This window comes from Streptomyces sp. P9-A2 (genome assembly GCF_036634175.1).
Taxonomy (GTDB): domain Bacteria; phylum Actinomycetota; class Actinomycetes; order Streptomycetales; family Streptomycetaceae; genus Streptomyces; species Streptomyces pratens.
Genome location: NZ_JAZIFX010000001.1, coordinates 7,015,438 through 7,035,480, shown reverse-complemented (window position 1 = coordinate 7,035,480; position 20,043 = coordinate 7,015,438). Strand labels below are relative to the sequence as shown.

General features: G+C 70.9%; 15 protein-coding genes and 2 pseudogenes. 14 read left to right on the top strand and 3 right to left on the bottom strand.

Annotated elements, in window-relative coordinates; all coding sequences use genetic code 11:
- Positions 1 to 62: 62 nt before the first annotated feature.
- Positions 63 to 332, top strand: a pseudogene (locus V4Y04_RS31755) (IS200/IS605 family accessory protein TnpB-related protein); the annotation flags it as partial.
- Between the two features lie 19 nt (positions 333 to 351).
- Here the strand turns inward: V4Y04_RS31755 and V4Y04_RS31750 are convergent.
- A complete protein-coding gene (locus tag V4Y04_RS31750; protein WP_332431799.1) occupies positions 352 to 795 on the bottom strand; it encodes an SRPBCC family protein in 444 nt (147 codons plus the stop codon).
- 722 nt (positions 796 to 1,517) lie between these two features.
- Between V4Y04_RS31750 and V4Y04_RS31745 the strand changes: the two genes are divergently transcribed.
- Entirely contained in the window at positions 1,518 to 3,095 is a 1,578-nt protein-coding gene (locus V4Y04_RS31745; RefSeq protein ID WP_332431798.1) for an alpha/beta hydrolase, read from the top strand.
- A gap of 174 nt (positions 3,096 to 3,269) precedes the next feature.
- Positions 3,270 to 3,782 carry a GNAT family N-acetyltransferase gene (locus V4Y04_RS31740; RefSeq protein ID WP_332433061.1) on the top strand — a complete coding sequence of 171 codons (513 nt, stop codon included), beginning with the start codon at positions 3,270 to 3,272 and terminating at the stop codon, positions 3,780 to 3,782.
- Between the two features lie 32 nt (positions 3,783 to 3,814).
- Here the strand turns inward: V4Y04_RS31740 and V4Y04_RS31735 are convergent, their stop codons facing one another.
- On the bottom strand, positions 3,815 to 4,423 hold the full coding sequence (locus V4Y04_RS31735) for an adenylosuccinate lyase (RefSeq protein ID WP_332431797.1): 609 nt from the start codon (positions 4,421 to 4,423) through the stop codon (positions 3,815 to 3,817).
- A 387-nt stretch (positions 4,424 to 4,810) separates the two neighbouring features.
- Between V4Y04_RS31735 and V4Y04_RS31730 the strand changes: the two genes are divergently transcribed.
- The 9 genes from V4Y04_RS31730 (at position 4,811) to pssA (ending at position 15,857) form a co-directional block, all read left to right on the top strand.
- The gene (locus tag V4Y04_RS31730) at positions 4,811 to 6,625 is read left to right on the top strand and encodes a 3-hydroxyacyl-CoA dehydrogenase family protein (RefSeq protein ID WP_332431796.1); all 1,815 of its coding nucleotides are present in this window, start codon (positions 4,811 to 4,813) and stop codon (positions 6,623 to 6,625) included.
- A 169-nt stretch (positions 6,626 to 6,794) separates the two neighbouring features.
- The gene (locus tag V4Y04_RS31725) at positions 6,795 to 7,607 is read left to right on the top strand and encodes a TetR family transcriptional regulator (protein WP_332431795.1); all 813 of its coding nucleotides are present in this window, start codon (positions 6,795 to 6,797) and stop codon (positions 7,605 to 7,607) included.
- Between the two features lie 475 nt (positions 7,608 to 8,082).
- Positions 8,083 to 9,420 (top strand): crotonyl-CoA carboxylase/reductase, encoded by a 1,338-nt coding sequence (ccrA, locus tag V4Y04_RS31720; protein ID WP_332433060.1) that lies wholly within the window; start codon positions 8,083 to 8,085, stop codon positions 9,418 to 9,420.
- 10 nt (positions 9,421 to 9,430) lie between these two features.
- Entirely contained in the window at positions 9,431 to 11,482 is a 2,052-nt protein-coding gene (locus V4Y04_RS31715) for a protein meaA (protein ID WP_332431794.1), read from the top strand.
- On the top strand, positions 11,479 to 12,453 hold the full coding sequence (locus V4Y04_RS31710; RefSeq protein WP_332431793.1) for an HpcH/HpaI aldolase/citrate lyase family protein: 975 nt from the start codon (positions 11,479 to 11,481) through the stop codon (positions 12,451 to 12,453). The genes V4Y04_RS31715 and V4Y04_RS31710 overlap by 4 nt, the downstream gene beginning before the upstream one ends.
- Positions 12,454 to 12,458: 5 nt before the next feature.
- The gene (locus tag V4Y04_RS31705) at positions 12,459 to 12,980 is read left to right on the top strand and encodes a MaoC family dehydratase (protein ID WP_332433059.1); all 522 of its coding nucleotides are present in this window, start codon (positions 12,459 to 12,461) and stop codon (positions 12,978 to 12,980) included.
- 3 nt (positions 12,981 to 12,983) lie between these two features.
- Positions 12,984 to 14,189, top strand: a complete 1,206-nt coding sequence (locus V4Y04_RS31700) for an acyl-CoA dehydrogenase family protein (protein WP_332431792.1) — start codon at positions 12,984 to 12,986, stop codon at positions 14,187 to 14,189.
- Between the two features lie 170 nt (positions 14,190 to 14,359).
- A complete protein-coding gene (locus V4Y04_RS31695; RefSeq protein WP_055607660.1) occupies positions 14,360 to 15,016 on the top strand; it encodes a phosphatidylserine decarboxylase in 657 nt (218 codons plus the stop codon).
- A 25-nt stretch (positions 15,017 to 15,041) separates the two neighbouring features.
- On the top strand, positions 15,042 to 15,857 hold the full coding sequence (pssA, locus tag V4Y04_RS31690; protein WP_332433058.1) for a CDP-diacylglycerol--serine O-phosphatidyltransferase: 816 nt from the start codon (positions 15,042 to 15,044) through the stop codon (positions 15,855 to 15,857).
- Between the two features lie 778 nt (positions 15,858 to 16,635).
- Here the strand turns inward: pssA and V4Y04_RS31685 are convergent.
- Positions 16,636 to 17,823, bottom strand: a complete 1,188-nt coding sequence (locus V4Y04_RS31685; RefSeq protein WP_443080113.1) for a glycerate kinase — start codon at positions 17,821 to 17,823, stop codon at positions 16,636 to 16,638.
- Between the two features lie 344 nt (positions 17,824 to 18,167).
- Between V4Y04_RS31685 and V4Y04_RS31680 the strand changes: the two are divergent.
- Positions 18,168 to 18,320: pseudogene (locus V4Y04_RS31680) on the top strand (NUDIX hydrolase); the annotation flags it as partial.
- Positions 18,321 to 18,422: 102 nt separating this feature from the next.
- Positions 18,423 to 19,883, top strand: a complete 1,461-nt coding sequence (locus tag V4Y04_RS31675) for a site-specific integrase (protein ID WP_332431790.1) — start codon at positions 18,423 to 18,425, stop codon at positions 19,881 to 19,883.
- The last annotated feature ends 160 nt before the right edge of the window (positions 19,884 to 20,043 follow it).

The following is a 20,043-nucleotide window of genomic DNA, read 5'->3' as shown; positions in this document are numbered from 1 at the left end:
CGTCCCGCGGCCCGCGAGCCCGGCCCGATCCGCACGACAGACCCGGTCACCGCGCACGTCGCGTCATCGCCGTGGACCCGGCCTACACCTCGATGTGGGGAGCGGAACACTGGCAGAAGCCACTGACCGGCAAGAACCGCAGGACCAGCCGACACGCCGCCGCTTCGGTGGCAATCGGCAGGCGCTCCCTCGGACACCGGATCAGGCGACGGACGGCACCGCCCCCTGCACACCAGAGTGATGCGCAGGGGCATCGGACCGCCCAGGCCCGACCCGGGACCCGAAGAAGCGAGGAAAACCGCCCCCGCGTACCCGGACCACGGACACGATCCCCTCACATCACCGCACCGGCTACTTCTCGACCTCGGTGGCGAGGTTGGCGAGCAGCGCGTCGTGGATGCGCGCGAGGCCCTTGGGGGCGAAGGTCCTCTCGAAGAAGCCGCCGATGCCCCCGGCGCCGGTCCAGGTGGTGGTCACGACGACCCGGGACCTGCCCTCCCCGGCCGGGGTGACGCGCCAGGTGGTGACCATGGACGAGTTGCGGTCCTTCTCGACCAGTTCGCCGTCGCTCGGCTCGGTGACCTCCATGAGGCAGTCGCGGACGCGCTTGCTGGTGGCCTGGAGCTTCCAGTGGACGAGGCTGCCCTCGCCGTCACCGCCCTCGCGGACCTCGTACTCGCTGTACTGCTCGGGCAGCAGCTTCCCGCGCGTGCCGCTGTAGTCGGCGAGGGCATCGAACACCGTCTCCGCGTCCGCCACGACGATCCGCTCCGTAGTGGCCTCGACCTGCGCCATCGCTTTCCTCCAGGACATGGGTTCTCGGGGGGGTCGGGGCAAGCCAACCACCCCCTCGCCCGGCCCCCCAAATCGGGAGTCCGGAAGTGATCGGGAGTGTGCCCAAACCAGTCGTTCGCGCGATCAAGGGAACGCTCGTCCCCTTGCGTGGTCCTGTGCTTGGCCGGTGCCACCGGGGAGGCGTCGTGCGCGGGGAGAACGTCACGCACAGATGCCCCACCGCCTGCGGCCCGTCGGGCATCCGGTGACCGGCTCTCCGGGCCCTGGGTCCCCTGCCTCCGGTCCCCTGCCTCCGGCCCTTCCGCCTCCAGGCCCTCCGCCTCCGCGTCCCGGCACTCCGAACCCCCACACCAGGCCCGACCCGACTCTCGCTTCTTCAGCGGTATCCAGCGAGGAACCTCGGGCGTTCACGCCCGACCGGAACGCTTCCCACAACATCGCCGCTCGTGGCGAGACCGTGTGGATCGCGGGGCGTGAGTCACGCGTCCCCTGCCACCCCATAGGGGTGTCCGGACGGAGGAGCCCACCCGACAGCCAGTTGGGCGCTACCTCCAAGCCCGGCCGTTTACGGCCGGGTCAAGTTGACAAGCATTCGAGGGCATCCGGCGACCCGATCGGGTCAAGAGTCGGCGGAACGCGTTCATCCCACGGCTCGTTCCGGGACGATGCCGCGTGGACCGTGAGCCCGCGGTTCACCGACCTCCGTCCTGGGAGGACCACCCATGAGGAAACGCGCAGCAGTGCTGTGCAGTGCCGCCGCCGTCATGGCCGGGAGCCTGACGGCCCTGCCCGCCGAGGCGGCCGCGCCGAGCGGCGCCGACACGTTCCGCGCGGCGAAGCCCGCGTGGAAGGACTGCGGCACCGAGGACCATCCGACGCTGCAGTGCGCGTCCGTCGAGACACCGCTCGACCACGCCCGCCCCGGGGGGCGGAAGATCACCCTGGCACTGTCCCGCGTTCCGCACACCGCGAAGAAGTACCAGGGTCCCCTCCTGGTCAACCCGGGCGGCCCCGGCGGCAGCGGGCTGGCGCTCGCCGGATTCGTCGCGGCCTCGCTGCCGAAGGAGGTGGCCGCCCAGTACGACGTGATCGGCTTCGATCCGCGCGGGGTGGGTGCGAGCAGGCCCGCGCTGAACTGCGATCCGGACTTCTTCGACCCGGTGCGGCCGAATCCGGTGCCGAGCACCCGCGCGGTGGAGCAAGCCAACCTCGCGCGTGTGAAGTCGTTCGCCGACGCCTGCGGCAAGAAGCACGCGGATCTCCTGCCGTACGTGAACACGACCAGCGCGGTCCGCGACATGGACGTCGTCCGGCAGGCGCTGGGCGCGAAGAGGATCAATTACTTCGGCTACTCCTACGGCACGTATCTGGGCGCCGTGTACGCCAAGCTGTTCCCGGAACGGGTACGGCGCCTGGTCCTCGACTCGGTCGTCGACCCCACCGGGGTCTGGTACGACTCCAATCTGAACCAGGACCGCGCCTTCAACGACCGGCACCGAGCCCTGATGGCCTGGATCGCCGGGCACGACGGCACGTACCGGCTCGGTACCGATCCGGAGGAGATCGAGGCCGAGTGGTACGCGATGCGCGCGGCCCTGGCGAAGAAGCCGGCCGGTGACAAGGTGGGCGCGGCCGAACTGGAGGACACCTTCCTGCCGGGCGGCTACTACAACGGCTACTGGCCTTATCTGGCGGAGGCGTTCTCGGCGTACGTGAACGAGGGCGACTCGGGACCGCTGGTCAAGACGTACGAGAACTTCGGCGCGGTCGACGCCGCAGGCGCCAACGGCTACAGCGTCTACACGGCGGTCGAGTGCCGGGACGCGTCCTGGCCGCGGGACTGGCGGCAGTGGCGCAAGGACAACTGGGAGGTGTACGAGCGGGCGCCGTTCCTGACCTGGAACAACGCCTGGTACAACGCGGTGTGCGCGTTCTGGCCGACCGAGTCGCTGCGGCCCGTGAACGTCGCCAACGGGAAGCTGCCGCCGGCGCTGCTCTTCCAGGCCACCGACGACGCGGCCACCCCCTACCAGGGCGGTGTGACGGTCCACCATCTGCTGGCCGGTTCCAGCCTGGTGGTGGAGCGGGACGGCGGCAACCACGGCATCACGCTGAGCGGCAACGCCTGCCTGGACGAGCATCTGACGGCGTACCTGACCGACGGCACCGTGCCGCGCGGCCGCGGCGAGGCCGACGCGGTGTGCGAGGCGCTGCCCGACCCGAAGCCGCGGACGTCGAAGGCCGCGTCCCCCACGTCCCGCGGCTCGACCCTGCACGGCCTGCTCGGCTTCCGCAGCTGAGCGGGCGGCGCGTCGTCGGGGCAGGTGCGGCGGGGAAGTCCGGGAGCGGGGCCCGGCGTTGCCGGGCCCCTGGTTCACCATGGAGCCATGAGTGAGCCGATCGAGGCCCCCGCCCCCGCCCCCGCCCCCGCCGACGTTCTCCCCGCGTCCCCCGCGGAGTTCGTGCCGCGCCCGATGACGGTGGACGACTGCGCCGAGGTCGCCGGGATCCGTATACGCGGCTGGCGGCACGCCTACGAAGGCCTCGTCCCCCAGCCGTATCTCGACGGCCTCGACATCGCGGCGGACGCCGGCCGGCGGCGTGCCCGCCTGCTGGACGGCGACCGGCGCGTGGTGAACCTGGTCGTCGACGACGGCGGCGGCGGCGGCGGCAAGCTCCTCGGCTGGGTGGCCCTCGGCCCGTACCGGGACGGTGGGACCCGCACCGAGGACGCCGAGTTGTACGCCCTGTACCTCTGCCCCCGGCACATCGGCCGGGGCGTGGGCAGGGCCCTCCTCGCGGCGGCGGTCCGGCACTGCGCCACCGCCGGACAGCGGCGCATGTACCTGTGGGTCCTCAAGGGCAACGTCCGCGCCCGCCGTTTCTACGAGCGGGCCGGCTTCACCGCGGACGGCGCCGAGGAGACCTTCGAGGTCGGCGGGGCGGTGGTGCCCGAGGTGCGGTACGCGAAGGATCTCCGCGGCTGAGCGGCCCGGCCGCCGCCGCGCGGCCCGCGGGGCTACCGCTGTCCCGGGATCCGCGGCGCGGACGCCCGCCGCTGCCCGGGGATCCGCGCCAGGGCGTGGACCGCCGCCTCGGCCAGGGCGGGGTGTGCCAGGGCCTCGTTCAGGACGGGTTCGGCGCGGGTGTCGCCGAGTTCGCCCAGTCCGTCCACGCAGGCGAGGGCGACCTTGCGGTACGGGTCGTGCGGGCGCAGCCGCCGCCGCAGTGTGGTGATCAGGGCGGGCACGGCCTCCGGGGCGCGCAGTGCGACGAGCAGGCGGACGGGGTGCAGGGCGTAGGCGACGCGGAGTTCGTTGGTGGCGAGGGCGGCGGCGGCGCGGGCGGTGCGCGGGTCGCCGAGACGGGCCAGGGCGTAGGCGGCGCCGGCGCAGCGCGGGGGGTCCCGGTGGTTGAGGAGAAGCACGAGGGACTCGAAGGCCCGCCGGTCCCCCGCGAGCCCGAGCCGGAAGGCGGCCAGTTCCCTGGCCCACAGCGGCTGCCCCGGTTCGGTGAGCACGGTGGCCAGGGCGTCGGGGTCCTCGGTCGCCAGAAGCCGGTCGACGGCTGCCGACCCGGCCGCCTCGGTCCGTAAGCGCTCCGTGAGCGATCGCAACTCTTCGTCCATGCCCCGAGGTTAGACGGACCACCCGGCCTGCGGGACGCACATCACAAACACCGGGGGCTGGCGCGCTCGTTACCCGCGAGTTAAGCTCAATCGAGCGAGTTACCCACTCGTGTTCCCGCTGTTCGTTTCTCCTCACGGTGGTTCGGTGACGCAGCCACGGTGAGTGCAGTCGGTTCGGTACTCGTACGCGTGTACCGCAAGTACGGCTCGGCCTCGGGACAGGGCCTGCCGGAACCGCCGTTCCCGGGCGTGTGCCCGTCGTGACGGCACCGGGCGTGTGCGCCAGTCAGCCCGGCATCACCCGCATTCCGTACGTACGCACCCGGTGCGCCCCTCGGCGCATCCGGGCGCGCCCTCCGTCGTCACCCTCATTCCTGGAGTCCCTCGATGGCCACTCCCCTGTCCCCCCAGCCCGACACCCCCGTGTCCCCGCTCCGAACCGTCGCCGTGGTCGGCCTCGGCACCATGGGCACCGGCATCGCCGAGGTCCTGGCCAAGGCCGGCCGCGAGGTCGTCGGCATCGACATCAGCGCGGCCCAGGCCACGCGGTGCGTCGCCACTCTGGAGTCCTCGACCGCCCGTGCCGTGGAGCGCGGCCGGCTCACCGGGGAGCAGCGCGTGGAGCTGCTGGCCCGCGTGACCACCTCCACCGACCTCGCGGCGGCGGCCGGCGCCGACCTGGTGATCGAGGTGGTGCCGGAGTCGTACGAGGTCAAGCAGCAGATCTTCCGTGAACTCGACGCCGTGGTGCGGCCGGAGACGATCCTGGCAACGGGCACCAACGCCCTGTCGGTCACCCGCCTCGCCGCCGATTCGGCCCGCCCCGAGCGCGTGCTGGGTCTGCACTTCTTCAACCCCGCCCCGGCGATGAAGCTGGTGGAGGTCGTCTCCTCGGTGCTGACCTCGCCGGCGGCCGTCACCGCGGTCACCGATCTGGCCCTGGATCTGGGCAAGGAGCCGGTCGCGGTCGGCGACCGGCCCGGATTCGTCGCCGACGGGCTGCTGTTCGGCTACCTCAACCAGGCCGCCTCGATGTACGAGTCGCACTACGCCTCCCGCGAGGACATCGACGCCGCGATGCGGCTGGGCTGCGGTCTGCCGATGGGCCCGCTGGCGCTGCTCGACCTGATCGGCGTCGACACCGCGCGGACGGTCCTGGAGGCCATGTACACGGAGTCCCACGACCGGCTGCACGCGCCGGCCCCGATCCTGAAGCAGCTGAGCGAGGCGGGTCTGACGGGCCGCAAGGCGGGGCGTGGCTTCTACACGTACGAGGAGCCGGGCAGCGCCGCCGTCGTGCGGGACGCGCTGACCCCGTCGGAGGGGGGCCGGCCCACCGAGGGCCGGCCGGTCCGTTCGGTGGGCGTGGCGGGCTCGGGCACCATGGCCTCGGGTATCGCCGAGGTGTTCGCCAAGGCCGGCTACCACGTGGTCCTCGCCGCCCGTACCGAGCAGAAGGCGCAGCAGGCCAAGGCCCGGATCGGCGCGTCCCTGACGCGTTCCGTCGACAAGGGGAGGATGACCGCCGAGGCCGCCGTCCAGGCCCTGGAGCGGGTCCGGCCGACGGGCTCCTACGACGACTTCGCCGACGTGGACCTGGCGGTCGAGGCGGTCGCCGAGGACCTGGAGGTCAAGCGGCAGCTGTTCGGGACGCTGGACAAGGTCTGCAAGCCGGGCGCGGTGCTCGCCACCACCACGTCCTCGCTGCCCGTGATCGCCTGCGCCCGTGCCACCTCGCGTCCGCAGGACGTGATCGGCATGCACTTCTTCAACCCGGCACCGGCCATGAAACTGGTCGAGGTGGTCCGTACGGTGCTGACCGAGGACGACGTCCACGCGACGGTGCGCGAGGTCTGCCGGGCGATCCGCAAGCACCCCGTGGACTGCGGCGACCGGGCCGGGTTCATCGTCAACGCGCTGCTGTTCCCGTACCTCAACAACGCGGTCAAGATGGTGCAGGAGCACTACGCCAGTCTCGACGACATCGACGCCGCGATGAAGCTGGGCGGCGGCTACCCGATGGGCCCGTTCGAGCTGCTGGACGTCGTCGGGCTGGACGTCTCGCTCGCGATCGAGAAGGTCCTGCACCGCGAGTTCCGCGACCCGGGGCTCGCTCCGGCGCCGCTGCTGGAGCATCTGGTGGCCGCGGGCTGCCTCGGCCGCAAGACCGGCCGAGGCTTCCGCGAATATGCCAAGCGCTGAGCCGCCGCACCGCCTGGACGACTGGTACCGCGGCGACGGCCAGTGGGGCGGGCTGCTGGAACCGGGCCGGTTCCCGCAGCCCGCGGGCCGTGGCGCTCCCCCGCCCCCCGAGGGCGGGGGAGTTCCCGGCCCGGCGCGGCGAACTGCGCGGATGCAGTACGTTCGGGGCATGTCCCAGCCCGCCAGGTCCTCCCGTACACCTGCCACGACCGAGCCGCCGGAACGCGCCGCAGGCACTCGCGCCGCCGCCCAGCGGCTGAAGATGCGCCGGGAGCTGGCGGCCGCCGCGATGGAGCTGTTCGCGACCAAGGGGTACGAGGCCACCACCGTCGACGAGATCGCGGCCGCGGCCGGGGTCGCCCGCCGCACCTTCTTCCGGCACTTCCGGTCCAAGGAAGAGGCGATCTTCCCCGATCACGACGACACGCTGGTGCGCGCCGAGGCGGTGCTCAACGCGGCGCCGGCGCACGAGCATCCGCTCGACACGGTGTGCCGCGGCATCAAGGAGGTCATGCGGATGTACGCGGCGCGGCCGGAGATCTCGGTCGCCCGCTACCGGCTGACCCGCGAGGTGCCCACCCTGCGCGAGGCGGAGATCGCGTCGGTGGCCCGCTACGAGCGTCTCTTCACCCGTTACCTGCTCGGCCACTTCGACGAGCACGCGCACGACGAGGACGCGGGCGACGACCCGCTGCTGGCGGAGGTCGCCGCGTCCGCCGTGGTCACCGCGCACAACCATGTGCTGCGGCGCTGGCTCAGGGCGGACGGCCGGGGCGATGTGGAGGCGGAGCTCGACCACGCCTTCTCGATCGTCCGCAAGACCTTCGGGAACGGGATCATGGCGGGCCGCCGCACGGTGCCGCAGAGACCGCCGGCCGCCTCGGTGTCCACCCAGGGCGAGGTGCTGGTGGCGGTCGCCCGCACCGACGCCCCGCTGGACGAGGTGATGCGGACCATCGAGCGGGCTCTGAAGGACCACTGAGGAGCACCACAGGAACGCCACAGGAGCACTGAGGGTTCGGCGAGGAAGCACTGAGCACGCCCTCACCGCTGTGACGACGGCCACCCCACGGGGTGGCCGTTTTGCCATGTCAGGGCCCCTTCTCGCGCCCTCTCCGGGAGCCGTTCGATCGATCATCGCTCATTTGTTACGTAAAGATTTCATCTGAGATCGATTCATGGCACCCAGTGCCTTGCGTGCTGTCACGGCGTGCCATACGTTGAAGGAGTCCGGGCGGCCGGCGCGCAGAGACCCTTCGTGCGCCGGCTGTCCCAGCAAGCCGGAAGGCCTGCCCGCCCGGACGCCTGCGTCACAGGCACCCTCCCGCGCCACAAAGCGCCGCCGAAGCACCACCCCCGCCGGACCGACGGCATCCCCCAACCCTCAGCAGCACCGACGTAACCCTCAGCACCCCTCCCTCAGGGCGCTGCTCATCGCCGGAGGCAACACCGTGACCATGAAGGACATCCTGGCCGCGATCCAATCGCCCGACTCCACGTCGGAGGACTTCGCCGCCCTGCCGCTGCCCGAGTCGTACCGTGCGATCACCGTGCACAAGGACGAGACGGAGATGTTCTCCGGGCTCGCCACCCGCGACAAGGACCCCCGCAAGTCGATCCACCTCGACGACGTGCCCGTGCCCGAGCTCGGCCCGGGTGAGGCCCTGGTGGCCGTGATGGCCTCCTCGGTCAACTACAACTCGGTGTGGACGTCGATCTTCGAGCCGATGGCGACCTTCGGCTTCCTGGAGCGCTACGGCAGGCTCAGCGAGCTCACCAGGCGCCACGACCTGCCGTACCACATCATCGGCTCGGACCTCGCGGGCGTCGTGCTGCGCACCGGTCCCGGAGTCAACGCCTGGCACCCCGGCGACGAGGTCGTCGCCCACTGCCTCTCCGTCGAGCTGGAGTCCAGCGACGGCCACAACGACACGATGCTCGACCCCGAGCAGCGGATCTGGGGCTTCGAGACCAACTTCGGCGGCCTCGCGGAGATCGCCCTGGTGAAGTCCAACCAGCTGATGCCCAAGCCGGACCACCTGAGCTGGGAGGAGGCCGCCGCCCCCGGCCTGGTCAACTCCACCGCCTACCGGCAGCTGGTCTCCCGCAACGGCGCCGGCATGAAGCAGGGCGACAACGTGCTCATCTGGGGCGCCAGCGGCGGACTCGGCTCCTACGCCACCCAGTTCGCGCTGGCCGGCGGCGCCAACCCGATCTGCGTCGTCTCCAGCGAGCAGAAGGCGGACCTCTGCCGGGCGATGGGCGCCGAGGCGATCATCGACCGCACCGCCGAGGGCTACAGGTTCTGGAAGGACGAGCACACCCAGGACCCGAAGGAGTGGAAGCGGTTCGGCAAGCGCATCCGCGAACTCACCGGCGGCGAGGACGTGGACATCGTCTTCGAGCACCCCGGACGCGAGACCTTCGGCGCGTCCGTGTACGTCACCCGCAAGGGCGGCACCATCGTCACCTGCGCCTCGACCTCGGGCTACCACCACGAGTACGACAACCGGTACCTGTGGATGTCCCTGAAGAAGATCGTCGGCTCCCACTTCGCCAACTACCGCGAGGCGTGGGAGGCCAACCGCCTGGTCGCCAAGGGGAAGATCCACCCCACGCTGTCGCGGGTGTACTCCCTGGAGGACACCGGCCAGGCCGCCCACGACGTGCACCGCAACCTCCACCAGGGCAAGGTGGGCGTGCTCTGCCTGGCCCCCGAGGAGGGCCTGGGCGTGCGCGACCACGCCAAGCGCGCGCAGCACGTGGACGCCATCAACCGCTTCCGGAACATCTGAGGGCCGACGGATGACAGAGCGTCAGACCGCGCCGGGAGCGCGGAAGGAACGGGACCGTCCGTGGCTCATGCGGACCTACGCCGGTCACTCCACGGCCGAGGCGTCGAACGAGCTGTACCGGCGCAACCTCGCCAAGGGCCAGACCGGTCTGTCGGTGGCGTTCGACCTGCCGACACAGACCGGCTACGACCCCGACCACGTCCTCGCCCGCGGTGAGGTCGGCCGGGTCGGGGTGCCGGTCTCGCACATCGGCGACATGCGCCGGCTGTTCCAGGACATCCCCCTGGAGCAGATGAACACCTCGATGACGATCAACGCCACCGCCATGTGGCTGCTGGCGCTCTACCAGGTGGTCGCCGAGGAACAGGGCGCAAACCTCACCGAGCTCCAGGGGACGACCCAGAACGACATCGTCAAGGAGTACCTGTCCCGCGGCACGCACGTGTTCCCGCCGGGGCCGAGCCTGCGCCTGACGACGGACATGATCGCGTACACGGTCTCCCACCTGCCGAAGTGGAACCCGATCAACATCTGCAGCTACCACCTGCAGGAGGCCGGTGCCACCCCGGTCCAGGAGATCGCGTACGCGATGTCCACGGCGATCTCGGTGCTCGACGCCGTGCGCGACTCGGGCCAGGTGCCGCCGGAGCGCATGGGTGACGTCGTCGGCCGTATCTCGTTCTTCGTGAACGCGGGCGTCCGCTTCGTCGAGGAGATGTGCAAGATGCGCGCCTTCGGCCGCATCTGGGACCGGATCACGCGTGAGCGGTACGGCATCGAGAACCCCAAGCACCGCCGCTTCCGCTACGGCGTCCAGGTCAACTCCCTCGGCCTGACCGAGGCGCAGCCGGAGAACAACGTCCAGCGGATCGTGCTGGAGATGCTGGCCGTGACCCTCTCCAAGGACGCACGCGCGCGTGCCGTCCAGCTGCCGGCCTGGAACGAGGCCCTGGGCCTGCCCCGCCCCTGGGACCAGCAGTGGTCGCTGCGCATCCAGCAGGTGCTCGCCTACGAGAGCGACCTGCTGGAGTACGGGGACCTCTTCGAGGGCTCCAAGGTGGTCGAGGCCAAGGTGGAGGAGCTGGTCGAGGCGTCGCTGGCCGAGATGGGGCGGATCGAGGAGATGGGCGGCGCGATGGCCGCCGTCGAGTCCGGCTACCTCAAGTCCCAGCTGGTCTCCTCGCACGCCGCGCGCCGGGCCCGGATCGAGTCGGGCGAGGAGAAGATCATCGGTGTCAACGCCTTCGAGGGCACCGAGCCGAACCCGCTGACCGCCGATCTCGACACCGCGATCCAGACCGTCGACCCGGCCGTCGAGGCACGGGTGGTGGAGGCGCTGGCCCGCTGGCGCGGCACGCGTTACCAGCCGCCGTTCAACCACCCGCGTCCCTGCAAGGCGCTGGATGCGCTGAAGGAGGCCGCGAAGGGCGACGGCAACCTGATGGAGGCCACCCTGGAGTGCGCCCGTGCGGGTGCCACGACCGGCGAATGGGCCGGCGCCCTGCGCGAGGTGTTCGGCGAGTACCGCGCCCCGACCGGGGTGTCCTCGGCACCGGTCGCCGTCCCCGCCGAGGAGGGCTCCGCGCTCGCCGGCGTCCGCCGCAAGGTGGACGTGACGGCGCGTGACCTCGGCGTCGGCAAGCTGCGCTTCCTGGTCGGCAAGCCGGGCCTGGACGGCCACTCCAACGGCGCCGAGCAGATCGCCGTGCGGGCCCGCGACGCCGGGTTCGAGGTGGTCTACCAGGGCATCCGGCTCACGCCGGAGCAGATCGTGGACGCCGCCCTCGCGGAGGACGTCCACGCGGTGGGTCTGTCCATCCTCTCCGGCTCGCACGCCCAGCTGGTGCCGGACGTGCTGGAGCGGCTGCGCGAGGCCGGCGCGGCCGACATCCCGGTGATCGCCGGCGGGATCATCCCGAACGCCGACGCCGCACAGCTCAGGGCCGCCGGAGTGGCCGCGGTCTTCACCCCGAAGGACTTCGACATCACCGGGATCATCGGCCGTATCGTCGACGAGATCCGCAACGCGAACAAGCTCGACCCCCTGGAGGTCCCCGCATGACCAGCCCCGCTCCCCAGGTCAACCGCCTTCGCCCCCGGCGCTCCTGTCTGGCCGTACCGGGCTCGAACCCGCGCTTCCTGGAGAAGGCCCAGGGCCTCCCCGCGGACCAGGTCTTCCTCGACCTGGAGGACGCCTGCGCGCCGCTCGCCAAGCCCGAGGCGCGGCACACCATCGTCAAGTTCCTCAACGAGGGCGACTGGACCGGCAAGACGCGCGTGGTCCGGGTCAACGACTGGACGACCGAGTGGACGTACCGCGACGTCGTGACCGTCGTCGAGGGCGCCGGCCCGAACCTCGACTGCATCATGCTGCCGAAGGTCCAGGACGCCCGGCAGGTCGTCGCGCTCGACCTGCTGCTCACCCAGATCGAGAAGACCATGGGCTTCGAGGTCGGCCGCATCGGCATCGAGGCGCAGATCGAGAACGCCCAGGGGCTGAACAACGTCAACGAGATCGCGCAGGCCTCCCCGCGCGTCGAGACGATCATCTTCGGCCCGGCCGACTTCATGGCGTCGATCAACATGAAGTCGCTGGTCGTGGGCGAGCAGCCGCCCGGCTACCCGGCGGACGCCTACCACTACATCCTGATGAAGATCCTGATGGCCGCCCGCGCCAACAACCTCCAGGCGATCGACGGCCCCTACCTTCAGATCCGCAACGTCGACGGCTACCGCGAGGTCGCCCGGCGCGCCGCCGCCCTCGGCTTCGACGGCAAGTGGGTGCTCCACCCGGGCCAGGTCGAGGCGTCCAACGAGATCTTCTCGCCCTCCCAGGAGGACTACGACCACGCCGAGCTGATCCTGGACGCGTACGACTACTGCACGTCCGAGGCGGGCGGCAAGAAGGGCTCCGCGATGCTCGGCGACGAGATGATCGACGAGGCCAGCCGCAAGATGGCCCTGGTCGTCTCCGGCAAGGGCCGGGCCGCCGGTATGCGGCGCACCTCGAAGTTCGAGATCCCGGAGGCTTGAGCGCGATGCAGTTCGGACGCACCTACGAGGAGTTCGAGGTCGGGGCCGTCTACAAGCACTGGCCCGGGAAGACGGTCACGGAGTACGACGACCACCTCTTCTGTCTCCTCACCATGAACCACCACCCCCTCCACATGGACAGCAACTATGCGGAGAGGACGACGGACTTCGGCAAGAACGTCGTCGTGGGCAACTACGTCTACTCGCTGCTGCTCGGCATGTCGGTGCCGGACGTCTCCGGGAAGGCGATCGCCAACCTGGAGATCGAGTCGCTGCGGCACGTGGCGCCGACCTTCCACGGCGACACGGTCTACGGCGAGACGACCGTGCTCGACAAGCGGCCGTCGAAGTCGAAGAACGACCGCGGCATCGTCCACGTCGAGACCAGGGGCTACAAGCAGGACGGCACCCTGGTGTGCGTGTTCCGCCGCAAGGTGCTGGTGCCGACCGAGACGTACATCAAGGAGCGCGGCGGCGAACAGCCCGGCCGCCCGGAGCCGCTGGACATTCCGAAGCAGGAGAAGTAGAAGATGAGCCGTCTCGCCCAGACCCACGGCCTCACGGACGTCCAGCGGGAGATCCTCTCCACCGTCCGCGACTTCGTGGACAAGGAGATCATCCCGGTCGCGACCGGCCTGGAGCACCGCGACGAGTACCCGCAGCAGATCGTCGACGGCCTGAAGGAACTCGGCCTGTTCGGTCTGATGATCCCCGAGGAGTACGGGGGTCTGGGCGAGTCGCTGCTCACGTACGCCCTGTGCGTGGAGGAGATCGCGCGCGGCTGGATGTCGGTGTCCGGCATCATCAACACGCATTTCATCGTCGCGTACATGCTCAAGCAGCACGGAACGCAGGAGCAGAAGGACCACTTCCTGCCGCGCATGGCGGCCGGCGACATCCGGGGCGCGTTCTCCATGTCGGAGCCGGCACTGGGTTCCGACGTGTCGGCGATCTCGTCGAAGGCGGTGAAGGACGGCGACGCGTACGTCCTGAACGGCCAGAAGATGTGGCTGACGAACGGCGGCACGTCGTCCCTGGTGGCCGTTCTGGTGCGGAGCGACGAAGGGCACCCCGAGGGCACGGCGCCGCACAAGTCGATGACGACCTTCCTGGTGGAGAAGGAGCCCGGATTCGGCGAGGTGCGGCCCGGACTGACCATCCCGGGCAAGATCGACAAGATGGGCTACAAGGGCGTCGACACCACCGAGCTCATCATGGACGGACTGCGCGTTCCGGCGGACCGCGTGCTCGGCGGGGTCACCGGGCGCGGTTTTTACCAAATGATGGACGGCGTCGAGGTCGGCCGCGTCAATGTGGCGGCACGGGGCTGCGGTGTCGCCCATCGCGCCTTCGAGCTCGGGGTCCGGTACGCCCAGCAGCGGCACACGTTCGGCAAGCAGATCGCCCAGCACCAGGCCATTCAGTTCAAGCTCGCGGAGATGGCTACCAAGGTGGAGGCCGCGCATGCGATGATGGTGAACGCCGCACGTAAAAAGGACTCCGGGGAACGAAACGACCTGGAGGCGGGGATGGCCAAGTACCTCGCGTCCGAGTACTGCAAGGAGGTCGTCGAGGACGCCTTCCGGATCCACGGCGGCTACGGCTTTTCCAAGGAGTACGAGATCGAGCGCCTCTACCGCGAGGCTCCGATGCTGCTGATCGGCGAGGGCACCGCCGAGATCCAGAAAATGATCATCGGTCGCAGACTGCTCGAAGAGTATCGATTCCAGGGCTGAATGTCCGGATACGGGGTGTTTTCTTGGAATAGAGGATCACACCCCGTCAGTACTCTCCGGTCACCGACTCAACTTCCTGGCTTACCCAGTTGTCGCCCGGAGCCGCTACGATCGCCGGAAAGCCGCCGTCCCCTGTCCCCGCGCGGCACTATCCGCTACGAAGGTCATCCATGCCCCACAGCAAAACCTCTGCATCTCGCGACAGCCTCGCCGGCGTGCGCCTCGCGCGCGGAGCGTCGCCGTGGCTCCTGCCGACCGTCGCCACCGCAGCCGTCAGCCTGGTCCGCGCCCGCCGCTCGGGTGCCGCCAAGGCCGTAGCCGTCCCCGCCACCGCTCTCGCGGCGGGGATGCTGTGGTTCTTCCGCGACCCCGAGCGCGAGATCACCCGGGGCCGGGTCATCTCGCCCGCCGACGGCGTGGTGCAGAGCATCATGCCGTGGAAGGACGGCCGGACCCGCGTCGCGATCTTCATGAGCCCGCTCAACGTTCACGTCAACCGCGCCCCGCTGGCCGGCACGGTGACGTCGGTCGAGCACATCCCCGGTGGCTTCGTTCCCGCCTTCAACAAGGAGAGCGAGAACAACGAGCGCGTCGTCTGGCACTTCGACACCGAGCTCGGCGACATCGAGATGATCCAGATCGCCGGTGCGGTGGCCCGCCGCATCGTGCCCTACCTGCCCGAGGGCACCAAGGTCGAGCAGGGCGAGCGGATCGGTCTCATCCGGTTCGGCTCGCGTGTCGACCTCTACCTGCCCGAGGGCGTGGAGATCGACGTCGAGGTGGGCCAGAAGACCGTGGCTGGGGTGACTCGCATTGACCGTGATTGATCCGGAGAAGACACAGACCGGCTGGGTGCCCGACGCCGACGGGGCGGACGACGAGGAGGAGATGCCCCTCTCACTCCGCCTGTCGATAGCGGACACCCTCACCCTCGGCAACGCCACCTGTGGCTTCATGGCGGTGTACTTCACCACCACCGGCATTCTGATCCCGCACCTCACGGGCAGCCAGGAGAGCGGGATGGCCCGCCACAGCGCGGCCACCGCCGTGATCCTCATGCTGTGCGCGGCGGTCTTCGACCTCTTCGACGGCCTGGTGGCCCGCAAGCTGCGCTCCTCCCCCATGGGCGCGGAGCTCGACAACCTCTCGGACCTGGTCAGCTTCGGTCTGGCCCCGGCGTACTTCGTCCTCGTGTACGGCATGGTCGCGGACGACGCGCATCAGAGGGTGGCCGCGGTCGGGGCGATCGTGGTGCTGCTGGCGGTGGTGCTGAGACTTGCGAGGTTCTCCTGCGTCACCGTCAAGGACGGCACCTTCCAGGGCATGCCGTCACCGTTCGGGGCGCTGACCATCGTCTCGATCGTGCTGCTGGAGCTGCCGTTCGTGGCGACGGTTCTGGCGATCCTGGGCACGGCCTGGCTGATGGTGAGCCGGGTCGAGTACCCGAAGCCGCGGGGTCCCCTCGCGGTGGCGATGCTTTCCTGGATCGTGCTGGCCGTGGGCCTGCTGGCGGCCTGGGCCTTCGACGCCCCGAGCGGTCAGCTGCTCCTGCAGACCGGCTGCGCGCTGCAGCTGGTGATGGGCGCGGTGATCCCGCTGTTCGCCACGGCCCGCCGGGTGAACAACTTCCGCGGTAATCGCCGCGAGGCACGGGCGGCCCAGCCGTAACCCCTGCCGCTTCGGGCCCCGGACCCTGTTGGGTCCGGGGCCCTTTGCTTTGCGGGGCGCGGGGCGCGGGGCGCCGGACGCGGGGCGCGGGGCGCCGGACGCGGGACGCCGGACGCCGGACGCGGGGCGCCGGACGCGGGGCGCCGGACGCCGGACGCGGGGCGCCGGACGCCGGACGCGGGACGTCGGACGCCGGACGCGGGGCGCCGGACGCCGGACGCCGGACGCGGGGCGCGGGGCGCGGGGCGCCGGACGCCGGACGCCGGACGCGGGGCGCGGGGCGCGGGGCGCCGGACGCCGGACGCCGGACGCCGGACGCGGGGCGCCGGACGCCGGACGCCGGACGCGGGGCGCCGGACGCCGGACGCCGGACGCCGGACGCCGGACGCCGAACGCCGGACGCCGAACGCCGAACGCCGGACGCCGAACGCCGGACGCCGAACGCGGGGCGCCGGACGCCGAACGCGGGGCGCGGGCCTGACGGGCGCCCGGCGCGGGGTGCCCGGCAGGCCCGCACCCGCGCCCGCCCGCCGTCGGGCCCGGTGGGCGGGCGCGGGCAGGACACTCGGCCCGTCCGGGGTGCCTCCCTGCTCGAAAAGCTCGGGGGAGTCCGAGGACGAGGGCACCGGTTCCGGGCAGCCGGCCCGGGGAAGGCCGTCCGGCTGCTCCTTCGCCCCACCGAGTCGGGTGACGGGCGGGCGAGGGCCGGGGTCCAGAGAGACAGAGCCCCCTGGTGCGGACAGGGCGGAGCCCTCTGGTGCGGCGCGACCGGGCGGCCTCAGCTCAGGAAGTCGCGTGCGAGGCGTTCCGCCGTCCGTTCCAGGACCGGGCCCGCCTGCGCGATGCACTTCTCCACGTCCGGCTCGAGATCCGTCAGCGCGTACGCGCGCCGGATCCCCGCCCGCCCCAGTACCTCCGGCGGCAGCGTGAGCCGCCCGCACACCGCGACGACCTCCTTGCCTGCGGCACGGGCCGCGGCGGCCACCCCCGCCGGGGCTTTGCCGTGCAGGGTCTGCTCGTCCAGCGAGCCCTCACCGGTGATCACGAGGTCGGCCCGCTCCAGCGCGGGTGCGAAGCCGAGGACGTCCAGCATGACCTCGATACCGGGCCGGAACCGGGCCCCGAGGAGCAGCGCGCCGTATCCGATGCCGCCGGCCGCGCCCGCACCGGGCGAGGCGGCGAACTCGGTGGCTCTGGCCCCGGCGGGTTCTTCCAGCACCTTCACGAAGTGCGCGAGCGCCGCGTCCAGCCGCTTCACGTCCTCGGGGGAGGCGCCCTTCTGCGGGCCGTAGACCGCCGGGGCGCCCTTCGGACCGGTCAGCGGGTTGTCGACATCGCTGGCGAGCACGACCTCGACCTCACCGAGGCGCGGGTCCAGGCCCGACAGATCCGCCGAGGCCAGCTCGGCGAGACCGGCGCCGCCCGGCGTCACCGGATCACCGTCGGCTCTCAGGAAGCGGGCGCCCAGCGCGGCCAGCATGCCGGCGCCGCCGTCCGTGGTGGCACTGCCGCCGACCCCGAACACGAGGGTCCGCGCGCCGGCGTCCAGCGCGGCCGTCAGCAGCTCGCCGGATCCGTACGTGGACGCCGTCAGCGGCGCGAGGACGCCGCCCGGCAGCCGTTGGAGGCCGCTGGCCTCCGCCATCTCCACCACGGCGGTGTCGCCGCGCAGCGCGAACGCCGCGGTGACCTCGTCACCGAGGGGACCGGTGACCCGTACCTCCCGCCGGTCGAACCCGGCCGCGACCGCCGCGGCCACCGTGCCGTCGCCGCCGTCGGCCACGGGAAGCGCCTCGACCTCGAGGCCGGGCACCACCCGCCGCAGCCCGGCGGTCACCCGCTCGGCGACCTCCACGGCCGTCAGCGACCCCTTGAACTTGTCCGCGGCGACGAGCACCCGCCGCGCCGGCGCCTCCGACTGTGCTGACCGTGCTGATCGAGTACCGCTCACTGCAGCGTCCGCCACTTCCGCCATCCCTTGCTCTCCGGGCCCGTACGTATGCCGGGGCAGTCGCGCCCCGCCGACCCTAGCTCTCTGCTCCCTGGACCGTCATGTCCCCGCCCAACCCGTGGAACGGGGTCGGGCGCGCGGGAGACCGGGAGGGACCTCGGGTGCGGGCAGGTCGTCGAGGGTGGGTCGGGCCGGTCGCGGGCGCGCCGGGCGTGAGCCGGGCTCCGGCGGGGCCGCCGTGCCCCCGGCGTGTGCGCCGTCCGGTGCCGGTCGCGGGACCGGCGTGTGCTGCCGTGCGCCCTGGCCGGCCGGGCTTCTCGGCCGCGGTGCGGCCGTACACCGCCACTACCCTTCCCCGCATGACCACCACCCAGGATGTTCAGGACTACGCCACCTATATCGCCTCGCTCCCCCGTGTCCTCGCCGGCGCCGCCGCCCTCTTCCGGGACGGCGAGGGCCGTGTGCTGCTCGTCGAGCCGAACTACCGTGAGGGGTGGGCGCTGCCCGGCGGTTAGTCAAAGCATCCCCAGATGTCTCAGGACATCAGCTCAGCAGCTACCTTTCGGCTGGAGAGTCGTTAGCCATATGGTCATCTCGTTGTCTCAAGAGGAGCCATGGACTACTTCTTCACGTCACGCGTCACCGCACGGCGCCACTACGAAGCACCATCCGGGATCACGCTGGACGGGACGCAGTACACGAGCCGGAGCAAGGCCCTCAAGGACGGGACCCCCTTCTTCCTCGACGCGGACATGCGGCCCCTGGAGCCCCACTGCTCGTTCTTCTACGAGCTCGCCAAGACCCTTGAGGCCAAGTCGCTGCGGGACTACACGTACGACTTCCTCGACCTGGACGACTTCCTCTCAAGCCTCGATCCCCCGGCCGACCTGCTGTCCGCCACCGAGGACGATCTGATCGCCTACCGCGATCACTGCATCGAGTACCGCGACGAGCCGATGGCGCCGGCCACGTGGAAGCGCCGGAGGGCCACGATCAACAGGTTCTACGACTGGGCGGTCGATGAGGCGAGGCTTCTGGACCGACGTCCGTACTACCGCAAGAAGAACGGCCGCGACATCCTCAACTGGGGAGCTACCAGCGAGCTCGACGTGCGCCATCTGACGTTCGAGCAGTGGTGGTTTCTGGACCGGGTCGGCCTGCGTGGGCTGCTGCCCGACGGCAAGGCGGATCCCGCCTTCCGCTCCGGCCATGCTCTGCGGGACAGCTGCGGCGGGAATCTCTCCATCACGACGGGCCTGCGGCTGCGGGAGTTCAGCGCGTTGCTCGACATCGAAGTCGGCGCTCCTCGTCGGGACGGCTCGGCCAAGGAAGTCGAACTGCAGGCGATCGCGAAGTTCGGCCTGCCCAGGACCACCGAGATCCAGGACGCCACGCTGCGTGAACTGGACTGGTATCGAAGGACCGAGCGCTCCGGTTTCCTTCGCAAGGCCGCGAAGAACCTGTACCGACAGCGCGATGAGCTGTTCGTCGTCGACGACGTCGACATGCGCACGATGAAGGTCAGCGGCATCCAGGACGGTCGGCGACGCACCTACCGGATCAAGGCGATGAAGGCGCCGCTGCGGCGGATCACGGTCATTGAGGGCGACCACGGGCTGGAGTCGATGGCTCTTTTCGTCGGGCGCAATGGACGGATGATCAGCAGTCAGCGCTGGGAGCAGATCTTCGCCGACGCGCACGCGAGAGCGGTACGGATCGCGGCCGAGCACAACCTGCCGCTGGAGATGCCGGGGCAGGTCCGCATCCATGATCTTCGCCATACGTTCGCCGTGTACATGCTGGAGCAGTTGACCGAGTTGGTCCGCGCCCAGGACGAGGAGCAGCAGCGCCTCACCGACCGCGTGCCTGCCTACGCGGCGGACCACGTGTCCCGCAACCCGTTCCTGACCGTCATGCGCCTCCTCGGGCATCGCCGTCCCGAATCGACCATGCGGTACCTGACCTACAAGAGAAAGACGAACCTGCTCGTCGCCCGGGCGGTGAAGGACTGGAACGATCAGGACCGCACCTACGCAGACCTGGCCGCTCGCCAGGCCGGAGGGTGGGCCGTCTGATGCCGCGCCGCGGAGAACGCCGATCCCGGTCCGCGACGCTACCGCCGCGCCTGCCCGCTCCACGCACTGTCGACCACGTCGGAGCGCGGGAGCTGACTCAGGTACAGCGCGGCCACTCCACGACCAGCCGGATCGATCCGGGAGAGTACGCGTGCCGGGC

Coding starts and splice junctions, on each gene's coding strand:
- V4Y04_RS31750 (WP_332431799.1), bottom strand. CDS start 795: ATGGCGCAGGTCGAGGCCACTACGGAGCGGATCGTCGTGGCGGACGCG.
- V4Y04_RS31745 (WP_332431798.1), top strand. CDS start 1,518: ATGAGGAAACGCGCAGCAGTGCTGTGCAGTGCCGCCGCCGTCATGGCC.
- V4Y04_RS31740 (WP_332433061.1), top strand. CDS start 3,270: ATGACGGTGGACGACTGCGCCGAGGTCGCCGGGATCCGTATACGCGGC.
- V4Y04_RS31735 (WP_332431797.1), bottom strand. CDS start 4,423: ATGGACGAAGAGTTGCGATCGCTCACGGAGCGCTTACGGACCGAGGCG.
- V4Y04_RS31730 (WP_332431796.1), top strand. CDS start 4,811: ATGGCCACTCCCCTGTCCCCCCAGCCCGACACCCCCGTGTCCCCGCTC.
- V4Y04_RS31725 (WP_332431795.1), top strand. CDS start 6,795: ATGTCCCAGCCCGCCAGGTCCTCCCGTACACCTGCCACGACCGAGCCG.
- ccrA (WP_332433060.1), top strand. CDS start 8,083: ATGAAGGACATCCTGGCCGCGATCCAATCGCCCGACTCCACGTCGGAG.
- V4Y04_RS31715 (WP_332431794.1), top strand. CDS start 9,431: ATGACAGAGCGTCAGACCGCGCCGGGAGCGCGGAAGGAACGGGACCGT.
- V4Y04_RS31710 (WP_332431793.1), top strand. CDS start 11,479: ATGACCAGCCCCGCTCCCCAGGTCAACCGCCTTCGCCCCCGGCGCTCC.
- V4Y04_RS31705 (WP_332433059.1), top strand. CDS start 12,459: ATGCAGTTCGGACGCACCTACGAGGAGTTCGAGGTCGGGGCCGTCTAC.
- V4Y04_RS31700 (WP_332431792.1), top strand. CDS start 12,984: ATGAGCCGTCTCGCCCAGACCCACGGCCTCACGGACGTCCAGCGGGAG.
- V4Y04_RS31695 (WP_055607660.1), top strand. CDS start 14,360: ATGCCCCACAGCAAAACCTCTGCATCTCGCGACAGCCTCGCCGGCGTG.
- V4Y04_RS31675 (WP_332431790.1), top strand. CDS start 18,423: ATGGACTACTTCTTCACGTCACGCGTCACCGCACGGCGCCACTACGAA.